The sequence below is a fragment of the Bradyrhizobium sp. UFLA06-24 genome, from assembly GCF_054967145.1.
In genome coordinates, this window is record NZ_JADFUE010000002.1 from 212,531 (window position 1) to 224,591 (window position 12,061).

At 63.8% G+C, this 12,061-nt stretch carries 18 protein-coding genes; 10 read left to right on the forward strand and 8 right to left on the reverse strand.

Annotation, left to right across the window (positions count from 1 at the left end; all coding sequences use genetic code 11):
* Positions 1-5 precede the first annotated feature (5 nt).
* Positions 6-1,310, reverse strand: coding sequence for a M15 family metallopeptidase domain-containing protein (locus IF809_RS03500; RefSeq protein ID WP_462836822.1), 1,305 nt, complete (start codon positions 1,308-1,310; stop codon positions 6-8).
* 185 nt (positions 1,311-1,495) lie between these two features.
* Here IF809_RS03500 and IF809_RS03505 point away from each other — a divergent pair, with 185 nt between their 5' ends.
* Together IF809_RS03505 and IF809_RS03510 are read left to right on the forward strand one after the other, a co-directional pair.
* A complete protein-coding gene (locus IF809_RS03505; RefSeq protein ID WP_462836823.1) occupies positions 1,496-1,726 on the forward strand; it encodes a hypothetical protein in 231 nt (76 codons plus the stop codon).
* A 147-nt stretch (positions 1,727-1,873) separates the two neighbouring features.
* Positions 1,874-2,128 carry a hypothetical protein gene (locus IF809_RS03510; protein WP_128965964.1) on the forward strand — a complete coding sequence of 85 codons (255 nt, stop codon included), beginning with the start codon at positions 1,874-1,876 and terminating at the stop codon, positions 2,126-2,128.
* Between the two features lie 38 nt (positions 2,129-2,166).
* Here the strand turns inward: IF809_RS03510 and IF809_RS03515 are convergent, their stop codons facing one another.
* Positions 2,167-2,403, reverse strand: coding sequence for a hypothetical protein (locus IF809_RS03515; protein ID WP_462836824.1), 237 nt, complete (start codon positions 2,401-2,403; stop codon positions 2,167-2,169).
* Between IF809_RS03515 and IF809_RS03520 the strand changes: the two genes are divergently transcribed.
* Positions 2,402-2,548, forward strand: a complete 147-nt coding sequence (locus tag IF809_RS03520; protein ID WP_164938643.1) for a hypothetical protein — start codon at positions 2,402-2,404, stop codon at positions 2,546-2,548. The two genes, IF809_RS03515 and IF809_RS03520, sit on opposite strands and share 2 nt — an antisense overlap.
* Here IF809_RS03520 and IF809_RS03525 read toward each other — a convergent pair.
* Positions 2,529-3,116 (reverse strand): bifunctional transcriptional activator/DNA repair enzyme AdaA, encoded by a 588-nt coding sequence (locus IF809_RS03525; protein ID WP_462836825.1) that lies wholly within the window; start codon positions 3,114-3,116, stop codon positions 2,529-2,531. The two genes, IF809_RS03520 and IF809_RS03525, sit on opposite strands and share 20 nt — an antisense overlap.
* Positions 3,117-3,245: 129 nt before the next feature.
* On the opposite strand from IF809_RS03525, the gene IF809_RS03530 reads away from it, so the two are divergent.
* Positions 3,246-3,662: a nuclear transport factor 2 family protein gene (locus tag IF809_RS03530; protein ID WP_462836826.1), complete on the forward strand. Its 417-nt coding sequence runs from the start codon at positions 3,246-3,248 to the stop codon at positions 3,660-3,662.
* Between the two features lie 325 nt (positions 3,663-3,987).
* Here the strand turns inward: IF809_RS03530 and IF809_RS03535 are convergent, their stop codons facing one another.
* Complete coding sequence (locus IF809_RS03535) at positions 3,988-4,338, reverse strand: zinc ribbon domain-containing protein YjdM (RefSeq protein ID WP_462836827.1); 351 nt, start codon at positions 4,336-4,338, stop codon at positions 3,988-3,990.
* Positions 4,339-4,382: 44 nt separating this feature from the next.
* Complete coding sequence (locus IF809_RS03540) at positions 4,383-4,556, reverse strand: hypothetical protein (RefSeq protein WP_164938645.1); 174 nt, start codon at positions 4,554-4,556, stop codon at positions 4,383-4,385.
* Positions 4,557-4,691: 135 nt separating this feature from the next.
* Between IF809_RS03540 and IF809_RS03545 the strand changes: the two genes are divergently transcribed.
* From IF809_RS03545 to IF809_RS03565, 5 genes are all read left to right on the forward strand, one after another.
* Positions 4,692-5,051, forward strand: a complete 360-nt coding sequence (locus IF809_RS03545) for a c-type cytochrome (RefSeq protein WP_164938646.1) — start codon at positions 4,692-4,694, stop codon at positions 5,049-5,051.
* Positions 5,052-5,280: 229 nt separating this feature from the next.
* On the forward strand, positions 5,281-6,099 hold the full coding sequence (locus IF809_RS03550; protein WP_462836828.1) for an FkbM family methyltransferase: 819 nt from the start codon (positions 5,281-5,283) through the stop codon (positions 6,097-6,099).
* A gap of 180 nt (positions 6,100-6,279) precedes the next feature.
* Complete coding sequence (locus IF809_RS03555; RefSeq protein ID WP_453979136.1) at positions 6,280-6,555, forward strand: hypothetical protein; 276 nt, start codon at positions 6,280-6,282, stop codon at positions 6,553-6,555.
* Positions 6,556-6,599: 44 nt separating this feature from the next.
* Complete coding sequence (locus IF809_RS03560; protein WP_462836829.1) at positions 6,600-7,253, forward strand: cell envelope biogenesis protein TolA; 654 nt, start codon at positions 6,600-6,602, stop codon at positions 7,251-7,253.
* Between the two features lie 393 nt (positions 7,254-7,646).
* Entirely contained in the window at positions 7,647-8,600 is a 954-nt protein-coding gene (locus IF809_RS03565) for an acyl-CoA desaturase (RefSeq protein ID WP_462836830.1), read from the forward strand.
* Between the two features lie 18 nt (positions 8,601-8,618).
* Here the strand turns inward: IF809_RS03565 and IF809_RS03570 are convergent, their stop codons facing one another.
* Positions 8,619-9,134: a ParB N-terminal domain-containing protein gene (locus IF809_RS03570; protein ID WP_462836831.1), complete on the reverse strand. Its 516-nt coding sequence runs from the start codon at positions 9,132-9,134 to the stop codon at positions 8,619-8,621.
* 150 nt (positions 9,135-9,284) lie between these two features.
* Between IF809_RS03570 and IF809_RS03575 the strand changes: the two genes are divergently transcribed.
* Positions 9,285-10,553, forward strand: coding sequence for a cation:proton antiporter (locus IF809_RS03575; protein ID WP_462836832.1), 1,269 nt, complete (start codon positions 9,285-9,287; stop codon positions 10,551-10,553).
* Positions 10,554-11,386: 833 nt separating this feature from the next.
* On the opposite strand, the gene IF809_RS03580 is transcribed toward IF809_RS03575, so the two are convergent.
* Together IF809_RS03580 and IF809_RS03585 are read right to left on the reverse strand one after the other, a co-directional pair.
* Positions 11,387-11,602 (reverse strand): hypothetical protein, encoded by a 216-nt coding sequence (locus IF809_RS03580; RefSeq protein WP_462836833.1) that lies wholly within the window; start codon positions 11,600-11,602, stop codon positions 11,387-11,389.
* A gap of 136 nt (positions 11,603-11,738) precedes the next feature.
* Positions 11,739-11,954, reverse strand: a complete 216-nt coding sequence (locus tag IF809_RS03585) for a hypothetical protein (protein WP_462836834.1) — start codon at positions 11,952-11,954, stop codon at positions 11,739-11,741.
* Positions 11,955-12,061 lie beyond the last annotated feature (107 nt).

The following is a 12,061-nucleotide window of genomic DNA, read 5'->3' on the forward strand; positions in this document are numbered from 1 at the left end:
CTGGATCAGGTCGTCCGCTTCGCAGCCGACTGCGCCGACTTCTGCGGCTTTGCCGAGCTCTTCTGCAGCCGGGCGGCCTGCGCCTTCGACGGCTTGGCGCTGGCGACTGCGCGCGCCTTCTTTGGTTTGACGTTGGCGGCTTCCTTGCGGTCGGTCGCAACGCCGCGCTTGGAGATGTATTCCTGGCCGTCGATGGGGCCGACATGCGGCGGATCCCGGCCGAGATAGGGCCGGCCGATGCCAAGCGCCTTGGCGTTGGCGTCCACCCATTTCCACAGCACTTCCGTGGAGGCCCAGCGCTGCGCGCGGTTATCGCCCTTGATGCTGACGATGTCGGCTGCCATGCCGTGACCGTAGCCGCCGCGAGAGCTGCCGCCATGATAGGAGCGATCGGAGGCCGCCTTCAAGCCGCTCGCGATCGACTGCCGGTAATCGTCGCGGAACGCGCTGGTGATGCCCGGCGACAGGCCGGCAGCCTCGGCCGCGAGCAGCGTGCGAAACAGCTTCTGCTTGAAGCTCTTGTCCATTCCGCCGATGACGTAGTCCATCAGCGGCATGTTGGCGTGCTCGGCCGCCTTCGGATCCTTCCAGGCAAAATCCTCGTCGACGAGTTTTGTGTAGCTGCGCATCACCGTGACCATCTTGCCCTTGCGCTTGATGGTGACGGCACGGCGGTCCTCGACCTTGATCGAGTCTTCCTTCGGCGTGCGCTGATAGAGTGTCCAGAGATAGCGGTCGATGCAGGCATCCATGGAGAAGCATTCGTCGAGCACGGCGACGGTGTCGGCGGGTGGCGATGCCTTGCTCTCGGTCGAGGGGCCGGTCGCAAGCGCTGCGGGCGACAGGGTTTCCGACGGCACGACATCGCCGGGATCGGCGGACGCGAGCTTGACGGGAGGCGCGGGCGCGGGCTCAGCCTCGGCCTCGCTGGCCGGGGCTGCAGGTTCAGGTGCAATCTGAGGGGCGGGGGTGGCCGGCGGCACGATGTCGATCGGATCCGCCGAGGCGAGCTGGACGGCGGGGACGGGCACTTCGGGCGGTGGCGCTTCGATGATCGCCACGCTCGGCGTCGCAGCCGCGGCGGCGGCGATGTCAGCGGTCAGCGCGATGCCATCGTCTATCGTCGCTGCGCGCGGGATGTCGGCGAGGTCGAGACGCGCGAGATCTTTCGCGCGGGAGACCGCGGTTGCGTTGGCTCCGCTGTTTTCGATCAGAGCCGGGGCGTAGGCAGAGAGGGAGAGCGCCAGCCAGCCGACCATCACGGCCGAGGGGCATGAGACCGCCACAAGAAGAGACCGCCGATCATTCATGATCCCTGCCTCCAAGGTTCGCCAGCGAACCAGATTGCACAGCCAAGCACGCGGCGCGTCAATTGTTCGGAGGATGATATGGCGGCGCAATGGCGCAAATTTCCCGGAATGGGCTTTTCGAGCCAGTGTTGCCCCAATACAACGCCGGTTCCCGCTGGATAGCTGTACCGGCGCACGCGGCAACCTTGCCCGCGCCACTGCGTTGGTCGGCCATGACGCATTCCTCGCTTCGTCCCATGGACGCCTTCGATCCCGCTGAGCCCGCCATCCTGCATGATCGCGTCTCCGGCGCGATCATCACCTGGACTGCCGACCAGGCCGAGGATTATCGCCGGGCCAGCCGGTCACGGGGAGATGGGACAGTGGCCTGGAGGGCCTACGTCTTTGATGGCTGGGGCAACGTCATGGGCGGCTGACTCCCAGCGCTTGGCGATTCGTCCAAGCCTTTGGACATGTTAAATATATTGCCATGCGCGAGGCGCGTTGTTGCGATGCAGCAACGCATATCGCAATGCAGCAAATCGGCCTTACATTGGCTCCGAACTTCTCCTTGGAGCATCACCATGAACAAAAAGACTTTGTCGATCGCAGCCGCTGTCCTCGCCATCGCGAGCTCGACTGCCACCTTCGCGGCCGAGCTGCCGGCCTATGAGGCCAATGGCATTCCGGCCTCTCCTGTGCAGGTCCGCGTGCTCGGCGCCGCCCATGTCGAGCAGCAAGTGACGGCGCCCGCCACCAGCGTGACGGCGCTCCAGGCCAGTGTCCTGGCGCCGCGCAAGCTGAAGACCGCGACGGTGACCACGGGTTCCGCCCGTTAAGCTGCTGCCGCGCCGGGCTGAGCTCGGTGCGAAGCTTTTCACGACATCATGGCCGGGCTCGTCCCGGCCATTTTTTTTGCATGGCCCGCAAAGCGTCTCGCCTTGATGCGCGGGCTGAGAAATCCGTCGGCAGAAAATCCCTCGTGATGCGCGAGTTGTGTATCGCGGTTCAAAACGAGTGTGATCTCCTTAACAGTTGGTTTGCCGATCAACGTGCTTGATGCGGGCGCCGCATATTGGCGGCCAAGAATCGTTTTCATAATGGAGACTGTCATGCCCGTTGCGCAGAAAGCTGTTGTTGTCGTCACCTCGTCGCGTGCATTCATCCTGCGGCATCTCGTATTGTTCGCCGCCGCCGCGCTGTTCGTGTTCGTGCTGAGCCTGACCTATGGGCTCGATCTCAGTCCCGGGTTTTTCTGAGCGATGATGTCCTGCGCATCGCGCGCAGGCTCGACGGCGATCGGCCGTAGAGCTCGGCGAAGGCGGCGTTGAAGCGGCGCAGGCTGCCGAAGCCGGATTGGAATGCGATGTCCGTCATGGTGTGATCGCCGGCGTCGACCAGACGCTTGGCGCGCTGGACGCGCAAGGTCTTGGCGAGCTGCCGTGGCGTTGCGCCGACATGGCGCTCGAACAATCGCGCCAGATGACGCGACGAGATGCCGAGGCGCGCTGCGAGCGCCACCACGCTGTCTTGGTCGAGCGCGCCCGCATCGATGAGCTTCACCGCGCGCGCGACCGTCGAGCGCGTGCCATTCCAGGCCGGGCAGAACGGCGCGGTCTCGGGACGGCAACGCAGACAGGGTCGAAATCCGGCCGCCTCCGCTGCGGCTGCCGTCGGATAATAGGTGACGTTGCGCGTCAGCGGATGCTTGGCCGGGCAGACCGGACGGCAATAGATCCCCGTCGTCTTCACCGCCGTGAAGAAGCGCCCGTCATAGCGGGGATCGCGGCGCAGCCGCGCGGCATTGCAGATCTCGAAGGTCAACATGGGGGGATGATAGCGCATGCCTGCGGCGGTGGAACAGCCGTGGGATGACCGAGTCCGATTATGGCGAGCCGCATCGCGCCTCGGGGCCTAGAACGCCGCTTCAGATCTCGCAAGCCGAGGGAGCGCATCGTGATCAGCCCAAAGGACATCGTCCTCAACGCCTGGAAAACCTTCTCGTCACGCGATGTGGATCGCATTGCGGCGCTGTTCACGGACGATGCCGAATGGATCGCGCCGAAAGGCAACGCGACGGCGGTCGCGCTCGATCACACCGACCACATGGTCGGGGCGAGGCAGATCGCGCGCTTCATCGCGCAGGAGATGCACAGGATGTTTGGTGGGATCGATATCGCCTTTCGCGGGGTCTACGCCGACGGCGATACCGTGATCGTGGAAGAGCGGATGCGCGCGACTCTCCCCGGTGGCAAGCCCTATGAGAACGACTATTGCTTCGTGTTCACGGTTGCCGGCGACCGCATCCGCGAGGTCCGGGAATACATGGATACGCGCAAGGGATGGCGCATGGTGTTCGGCGAGGAAGCTTGATGTGCGCCTTCCGCATTCGCCGGCGCGCTTCAGACCTGCAAGCGCGTGGGGTGAGCTGATCTGGGCGCTGACCTCTGCGAGCCGCCGACGTCATTGCAGGCCGCAGGCCTCGTGACGGTGCTGTGCGGTTTCTACCTCGCGCAAAGGCAGCGCTAGCAGAATCGCGAAAACAACCCCATGCACAGTAGAAATGCCTGCGTTTTTTTCGGATTTCGGCGATCCCGAATAACGGTTGACCCGTCGGGCAAAACAGGCGCATGATGCCATGGTGAACGGCTGCGCGGATCAGCCCCAGTGTCATCACCGGGGCCGCATCCGCTGCGCCTCACGCCTTCTTCACGAACTCCGATTTCAGGTTCATGGCGCCGATGCCGTCGATCTTGCAGGCGATGTTGTGGCCGTCGGTTGCGTCCTGGAGACGGATGTTGCGGACCTTGGTGCCGCCCTTGACCACGGAGGAGGAGCCCTTGACCTTGAGGTCTTTCATGACGATGACGCTGTCGCCGTCGCTGAGCAGATTGCCATGGGCGTCGCGCACGGCGGCCTCTTGTGGCACCGCGGCGGCCGCATCGCCGGCCGCGCTCCATTCATGGGCGCATTCCGGGCAAACCCAGAGATCGCGATCCTGGTAGGCGTGCTCCGATTGGCAGTTCGGACATTTGGTGGCGTCGGTCATAATGGTCTCGATCTCGAAGCTAGAGAGTGGAAAGCGGCGGAGCGTCAGCGAAACAGCGCGACGAAGATCACGTAGAGCCAGCCCAGGAGCCCGTGGATGATCGCCCACAGGATCGAGTGGTTGTTGGTGTAGGAGATCGCGATGGCGAGCGCGGAGCCGAAGCCCACCCCGTATTTTGCGCCCTCGACGCGGACGCCGTAATAGCGATTGCCGTTCATGATCGTCCTTCCCGAGCGATGGCGCTGCATCTCTTCCTACGCGCATCGCGCCGCCCACTTGATGCAGATCAATTGGCGGCCGCGCGCTCCGACTTACGCTTATCAAGTCACGCAAGCGAAGGCGAGGGCAGAGCGATGTCGCGCAGCATTCGAATTTACCTCGGCCTCGCCGTCCTGATCGCGCTGTCGATCCTGTTTCTCTTCGGCGTCATCCACACCGCGGCCGGCGCCTCCAGGCCTTCGCTGCGCAAGGTCTCGGAAGGACATCGCCTCGCGCAGGCTTGGTGTCAACCGTGCCACGCCATCGAGCCGGGCATGTCCGGCTTCTTCGACCTCGCTCCGAGCTTCCAGGCCGTCGCGGATCGCAACGGCACCACGGCGCTCTCGCTCAAGGTGTTCTGGCGGACCAGCCACCATGACATGCCGAACCTCGTGATTGCGCCCGATCAGGCCGATGCGCTGTCGGAGTACATCTTGAGCTTGCGGGGCAATTGACAGCGCCGTGTAGCCAGGGCGCTCGTAGGGTGGGCAAAAGCGACTTGTCCGCCGTAGCTCGAAGGGCGAAGGCGGAAGCGTGCCCACGCATTGTTTGCCAACGGAGAGAGATGGTGGGCACGGCGCCTGGCGCCTTTGCGCAACCTGCGGCACTGCGGATCGAAGGCAAGCCTCGCATAAGCGCCCCCTGCGATATCAGCATCCACGCAAAGTGCGGGGAGATTCTGCAATGCCGATCGCGGGGCAAAAGCTGGCCTTTGTCATGACGTCGTCCAGCCATGGCACGATGATCGTCAACCGGTTCGACTATCGCATGGTCGGTCCTGATCGCGGCTACGGCGTCGGCTATCAGATCCTGGAGGCCGCCGCGTTCGATCCCGGCGAGGTCAAGATCGCGCTCGAACTGCTGGCCTTGCGGCGCAAGCACCACGGCGATGGCGTGATCGCGGTCGATTGCGGGGCCAATATCGGCGTGCACACGATCGAATGGGCATCGGTGATGACGGGCTGGGGCTCGGTGATCGCGATCGAGGCGCAGGAGCGGATCTACTACGCGCTCGCGGGCAACATCGCCATCAACAACTGCTTCAACGCGCTGGCGGTACATGCGGCCGTGTCTTCCGAATCAGGCACGATGCAGGTTCCAAATCCGGATTACTTCACGCCGTCGAGCTTCGGCAGTCTGGAGCTGCGTCCACGCCCCAGCAACGAATTCATCGGTCAACCGATCGATTACACCAATAACACCGTCATCGTGCGCAAGATGACGCTCGACGAGCTCAATCTGCCGCGGCTCGATTTCATCAAGATCGACGTGGAGGGCATGGAGCTGGAGGCCCTTGCCGGCGCGTGCGAGACCATCAAGACGTATCGCCCGATGCTGCTGATCGAGAAGATCAAGACGGATCCGAGGCAGCTCGAGCAATGGCTGGTGGACCATGGCTACCAACTGATGACGCTCGGCATCAACATTCTCGCGATCCACCACAGCGACGTGTGCCTGAAGGATATCACCGCGCCTCAAGCCGCGGGCAAGCACGCGGCCTGAGCCGCAGCGAAGGTCCCGGAAGGTGGGCAAAAGCGGAGCGTGCCCACGCATTATAGCAGCCGAGAGAGATGGGGCGCGGCGCCAACCCTACTGCACGGCGTGTCATTCAAGAAGTTGAAGGCGAAATCGCTTGCCTTGGCTGGCGTCCTCCCGCACTCTTGGCGGGAAGGAGACCATCGCATGAAGATCATGACTGTCGCCTGCGCGTTCGGAACGGCCCTTGTGCTGCTGGGGTCATCAGGCACTGAAGCCCGGACGCGGAAGGCTGTCGTCGTTCGCGCGCCGCAGGAGCGGCTCATCGTCACCGCGCCCGTGCTGAGGCCCACGCCGTGGGATTACAACGTCGTTCCCCGCTATCGGTATCGCCCCGAAGACGATCGCGTCGATCCTTACGGTCCGCCGCTGGTGCCGTCGTACATTCGCTATGAGGGATGGCGCTGGCCGTATTGGTGGTGAAGACCGCCGAGGGACACGAGATCGCTGCGGCCGCCTGAGGCGACATGCCGAAAAAGCCATCAAGGAAGCTGAAGACGTTTCAGACCTCGCTCGGCTTCTACGACCAGGCGGTCGCCGCACCCTCGATGAAGGCGGCGCTGGAGGCCTGGGGCGCCAAGTCCAACCTGTTCCATCAGGGCATCGCCAAGGAGACCGACGATCCTGACATCGTCGCCGCGACCATGGCGGCGCCCGGAATCGTGCTGAGGCGTCCGGTCGGAACGGACGGCCCGTTCACCGAGCACGCCCAACTGCCGACCGACCTCGCTGGCGACGAGGACACGGCGAGATCCAGGTCGAAGTCCAGATCGAAACCGAAGAAGCGCCCGGCCAAAAGCGCGACCAAGCGTGCCGCGAAGCCTGAGATCGACGCGGCGCAAGCGCGCAAAGCCGTCGCGGCCTTCGCCAGGGAAGAGCAGCGCCGCGAACGTGAGCGCCGCAAGGAAGAGGCCGCCCGCGCCAAGGCGCGCGAGCGCCGGGACAAAGCGGTCGCGGCCGCGCAAGCCGCGCTGGACAAGGCGCGGCAGGAGCATCAGGCGCGCCTGGACGAGATCGAAGCGGAGCTGGCCGCGCTCGACGAACGTGCGGCGGCGGAGGAGGCGCGCTGGGACAAGCAGCGGCGCAAGCTGGAGGAGGCGATGCGCCGGGCGCGGGATTGAAGCGGGATGAATTTTTGATCGAGTCGATGCTCCGGCAAGCCGACCAGCTAGAGCATGATGAGATCAGGTTCATCTGCCGCGACAAGAAAGGTGCGCTCCCTCCCCCGCTTGCGGGGGCGGGTTGGAGGAGAGGGTTTCTCCGCAACGGGACACTCCCCCAGAGGAGAGAACCCTCACCCGGCGCGTTCTGCCGACCTCTCCCGCAAGCGGGAGAGGTGCACCGAGCCCGCGGCGACTTGATTCACCCCAATCTCATCGCGCTTTAGCACGCGTCCCGATCGTTTCAGATCATGACTCCGCGCTTCTACGGCCGCCCGGGTCCTTGCGGGACGCTGGCGGCGTCTGTACCCTGCGTTGCAGCACAATGACTTTTCCATCCATGGACTGGCTGAAATGACCGTAATCGAGGGCGTGGTGCCGGAGCAGGGAGCGAGGCCGAAAATGCCGCCGGGCGTCCTTGTCGAAGGGCCCGTCGTCGACGCCAAGTTTCGCGATTCCTACATCTCCTTCGCGCTGATGATCGGAGGCTCGATCGGCGCGCTGGTCTGGGCCTTCACCCAAGGCATCGGGCGGGTGGAGATGTCCGTCTTCGCCGGCATGTTCGTGCTGAGCACGATCGGGATCGGCTTCATGCATCGCTATTTCGTGCATCGCAGCTTCCGCTGCGGTCCGGCGATGCGGACGATCCTGGCGGCGATCGCCACGATGGCAGTGCAGGGCTCGATCCTGAAATGGGTCAGCAACCACCGCCGCCACCATCTTCACTCCGACAAGCCCGGCGACGTTCACAGTCCCTATTATGACGGCTTCGGCAGCCGCATCGCCTCCTTCGCCAAGGGGATGGGGCACGCACAGGGCGGCTGGGTGTGGGACCAGGCGACCACCGATGCCGAATACTATGCCAGGGATATCTTGGCCGACCCGATCGCCATGTTCTTCACGCGGACGCGCTGGTACTGGTACGCGCTGTCGGCGCTGATCATTCCGGGCGGCATCGGCTACGCCTTCGGCGGCGTGCACACCATGATCGGCTGCGTGCTGTTCTCCGGCCTGTTCCGCAGCTATCTCATGACCATGGCCACCTCATTGGTCAACTCGGTCTGCCACAGCAACGGCCGCTGGGGCTATCGCCGCTACCAGCTCGACGACGGCACCACCAACGAACTGGTCACGACGCTGCTCACCTTCGGCGAAGGGCTGCACAACAACCATCACCGCTTCCCGCGCGATGCTTATCTCTCGCACGCCTGGTACGAGATCGACATCAATGGGCTGATCATTCTGGGCTTGGGGAAGCTCGGGCTGGTGCATGATATCTTCATGCATCCTGACAACGAGCGGCGGTGATAGGAGGGCGGCCCGCAATCAATAGCGGCCGCCGCTGCTCTTCTGCTGCGTGATCCAGTCCGACAATGTTTTCGGTGCCGATTTCACAGTCCGGCCCGCCGACGTCTTCGGATTGTCGCGGATGCCTTTCGCCGAACGGGTGCGCGGCGCGTCCATTGCGCCAGCGCGCTTTGTGGCCGCCATCGCGGCCTCCGCGGCTTCCTTCTCCAGGCGCAACTGTTTCAATCGCGCCATTTTGAGGCGCTCAGCCTCGACTTCGGGGCGTTCGGCGAGCTGCGGCTTGTGTTGCGCAAGCTCGGCCGTCACAAGGACACCGAGAATGGTCGTCTCGCCGAGCGCCTTGCAGGCCTCTAACCGATGCAGTCCCTCGACCAGAACGAGGCGGTCTCCGTCGCGCCTGATGGAAATCGGTTCCTGCTGTCCGATCTCCATGATGCTTTCCGCGACCTCCGCGACGGTCTCGGGCTTGATGGCTTTCTTCTGCTTCGTGGGAACGAAGATCTTTTCGATCGGGAAGCTTTCCGGCTTGGACATAGCTTCTCCTCCGCGTCTAATGAGTTCCGCTGCAAGTCTGTGGGGTGGGGAATTGTAGGGGGAAAACGCACGGTCGCAAAGGCAATTTCGAGGGACTGCAGGAGACCCGCTTCCAGCGTGGTAGGCTCGTGACCGGAACAAGGAGTTTTCGTGCTTTCGATCATGGATGTCGCGGCCGTGTTGCTGACGTTGTCGGCGCTGTTCGGCTGGCTCAATTACAAGTTCCTGCCGCTGTCGCACAGCGTCGGATTGCTGGTGATGAGCGTGGTCACGTCGCTGGTGCTGATCGGCGCGGATACGCTGTTTCCAGGACTGCGGCTGCTCGAGCAGCTCAGGGACGGGATGCAGCAGATCGATTTCACCGAGATCGTCGTCAACGGCATGCTGGCCTTCCTGCTCTTCGCCGGTTCGCTGCACGTCGATCTGGATATGCTGCGCAGCCGGGCGGTGCCGGTTTTCCTGCTCGCGGTGTTCGGCACGATCATCTCCACGGCGGTCGCCGGCGTGTTGTTCTGGGGCGTCGCGGCGGTGGCCGGTTTCCACGTCCCGTTCGCATGGGCGCTGGTGTTCGGCGCGCTGATCAGCCCGACCGATCCGGTTGCGGTTCTCAGTACGTTGCGTAACGCGAACGTGCCGAAAGACCTGCAGGTCGAGACCGAAGGCGAGGCGCTCTTCAACGACGGCGTCGGCATCGTGCTGTTCACGCTGCTGCTGCGGTTCGCCTCGTCCGGCGGGGGCGCTTCGGTCTCGGTGGGCGACGTCGCCGAGCTGCTCTTGCGCGAAGCCGTCGGCGGCATCCTGCTCGGGATCGCCACCGGATACGTCGCCTACCGCGCGATGCGCCTGATCGACGATTATGCGGTCGAGGTGCTGATCTCGGTGGCCCTGGTGACCGGGACCTACGCGCTGGCCTCGCACCTGCATGTCAGCGGCCCGCTGTCGATGGTCGCCGCCGGTCTTCTGATCGGCGATCGCGGACCGCGCTATGCGATGAGCGAGCGGACCCAGCGCTACGTGTTCGCGCTCTGGACCGTGGTCGACGAGATCCTCAACTCGGTGCTGTTCCTCCTGATCGGCCTCGAAACGCTCGTGCTGCGCTTCGATCCCCGGACGTTGCTTCTCGCCACGGCGGCTGTTCCGATCGTGCTCGCGGCAAGGTTCGTCTCGGTCGGCGTGCAGCCGCTGCTGTTCGCTTGGACGAAAATGCTCTCATGGGCGAACGCGCCGTTCCTGACCTGGGCCGGTGTGCGTGGCGGCATCTCGGTGGCGCTGGCACTGTCTTTGCCGGACGAGCCCGCGAAGCCGCTGATCCTGGCGGCCACTTACGCGGTCGTGCTGTTCAGCATCATCGTGCAGGGGTCTACGCTCGGGTGGGTGGTGAAGCGGACGGTGGGGACGGGAAGCAAGTCGAATGCCTGAGAGGCAGCGCGAAGAATGAGGTGCGCCTGTGAGTGCCCATCCTGTCACCGGATGGGTTGAGCCGTTGCGGCCATCGCTTTGTCCAATGACGTTGACGGACGCTTCGCTCAATCGGCCCCAAAAAAGTCATACCGCAATGTGAATTGCGCCACAGACGGCGGCCGTCCGGTCTGTTTACCTGCCGCCATCAGGCCTCTCATGCGCGCGTTTGGCATTGCGCATCGGACGCCATCGCATTTCGAAATTTTGGAGTGATCGCTATGGGCGTTTTGCATCGCACGATCAGCATTTGCAGCTGGTTCATCGAGACCACCATGAGCGGGGGTACCGAGAGATTTCGCCTGCGCTGAACAAAGCGCATAGAGATTTTCCGGAAGGCCCCGCCGGTGACGGACGGGGCTTTTTCATGTTCGCAAGTCAGCCCATTGCCGCCCGGCGGAGCCTTCGCGAGAAGGAGGCAGGGTCATGTGGGAATACTTTGGACCCGATTTCGCTTTCGACGTGATGAAAGGAATGGTTGCTGGAATAGCCTCTTTGGCATTCCAAGTCGTCGCGCCACGAACCTTTCGTGCCGCAAAGCAGTTTCGCGCGCGCTGGGCTGCGAGGCGGGCGGCGAGACGGGCTGCACGACAAGCGCGACGAAATGCGGTGGCGAATGATGAGCCTTCAGGAACTGATGGCTCGGATGCAACGGGTAGGGTGGGCTAGCGCAGCGTAACCCACCTCTTTGTTCTTCGCAGGCAAAGTGGTGGGTTACGCCTTCGGTTAACCCACCCTATGCACTGGCTCAATGACGAGGGCACTGAATCCGGCCCCGGCCATGCGGTAGAAGGTCATCGTTTGGCTGGCAGGCGCGTCCGGCTCGCGGATTTGGGAGCGATCAGCCGCAACGCGATGCCATGCTGCCATGCGCGTGCCCTCACGGCCTTTTCGCTTCGCTTCAGCTTGCTGGCGATCTCGTCGGGGCGCAGGCTGGCCTCCGCCATCGACTTCAGCCGTTCGTGGTCCTCGGCCGTCCAAAGTCTGACCAACGGCCAGTTCGACTGCATCAGCCCGTCTCTAACCCAATCGATCGCTTCGAATCGCGGTGCTGAAGAAGGGGATAGCGGCCGGCGGCCGGAGCGTATGTGCACTTGTGAACAGGATCTATCGGCAGCGCAAGTTCTCGGCGACCGTCGCCGGAATTCACTTCTGCACCATGGCTTGCGTACCTGAGGAGGCCGGGGCGGGCTCCCAGGGAGCCGGGAGGATCACGCGGACCGGGCGGGCCTCGTCGGCACGGTCGGTCGTGCCGGCCGCAATCTTCGCAGGCTGATCCGGCGCGCCCTCGGCCGCGGCCACCGCGACGGATGCCAGAACGAAGCTCGCTGCAATCACCACGGCCCGCAAATCAAAGGTCATTTTCGCAAGTCCTCCATTGGCACAGAGAACGAACGAGCGTCGAAAAAGTTCAGGGGAGCGCGGGCTAGAGTGCGAGCGATAGCGAAACCCATCATGCTTCCGTCCAG

Coding starts and splice junctions, on each gene's coding strand:
- IF809_RS03500 (WP_462836822.1), bottom strand. CDS start 1,310: ATGAATGATCGGCGGTCTCTTCTTGTGGCGGTCTCATGCCCCTCGGCC.
- IF809_RS03510 (WP_128965964.1), top strand. CDS start 1,874: ATGAACAAAAAGACTTTGTCGATCGCAGCCGCTGTCCTCGCCATCGCG.
- IF809_RS03520 (WP_164938643.1), top strand. CDS start 2,402: ATGCCCGTTGCGCAGAAAGCTGTTGTTGTCGTCACCTCGTCGCGTGCA.
- IF809_RS03515 (WP_462836824.1), bottom strand. CDS start 2,403: ATGACAGTCTCCATTATGAAAACGATTCTTGGCCGCCAATATGCGGCG.
- IF809_RS03525 (WP_462836825.1), bottom strand. CDS start 3,116: ATGTTGACCTTCGAGATCTGCAATGCCGCGCGGCTGCGCCGCGATCCC.
- IF809_RS03535 (WP_462836827.1), bottom strand. CDS start 4,338: ATGACCGACGCCACCAAATGTCCGAACTGCCAATCGGAGCACGCCTAC.
- IF809_RS03540 (WP_164938645.1), bottom strand. CDS start 4,556: ATGAACGGCAATCGCTATTACGGCGTCCGCGTCGAGGGCGCAAAATAC.
- IF809_RS03545 (WP_164938646.1), top strand. CDS start 4,692: ATGTCGCGCAGCATTCGAATTTACCTCGGCCTCGCCGTCCTGATCGCG.
- IF809_RS03550 (WP_462836828.1), top strand. CDS start 5,281: ATGCCGATCGCGGGGCAAAAGCTGGCCTTTGTCATGACGTCGTCCAGC.
- IF809_RS03555 (WP_453979136.1), top strand. CDS start 6,280: ATGAAGATCATGACTGTCGCCTGCGCGTTCGGAACGGCCCTTGTGCTG.
- IF809_RS03560 (WP_462836829.1), top strand. CDS start 6,600: ATGCCGAAAAAGCCATCAAGGAAGCTGAAGACGTTTCAGACCTCGCTC.
- IF809_RS03565 (WP_462836830.1), top strand. CDS start 7,647: ATGACCGTAATCGAGGGCGTGGTGCCGGAGCAGGGAGCGAGGCCGAAA.
- IF809_RS03570 (WP_462836831.1), bottom strand. CDS start 9,134: ATGTCCAAGCCGGAAAGCTTCCCGATCGAAAAGATCTTCGTTCCCACG.
- IF809_RS03580 (WP_462836833.1), bottom strand. CDS start 11,602: ATGCAGTCGAACTGGCCGTTGGTCAGACTTTGGACGGCCGAGGACCAC.
- IF809_RS03585 (WP_462836834.1), bottom strand. CDS start 11,954: ATGACCTTTGATTTGCGGGCCGTGGTGATTGCAGCGAGCTTCGTTCTG.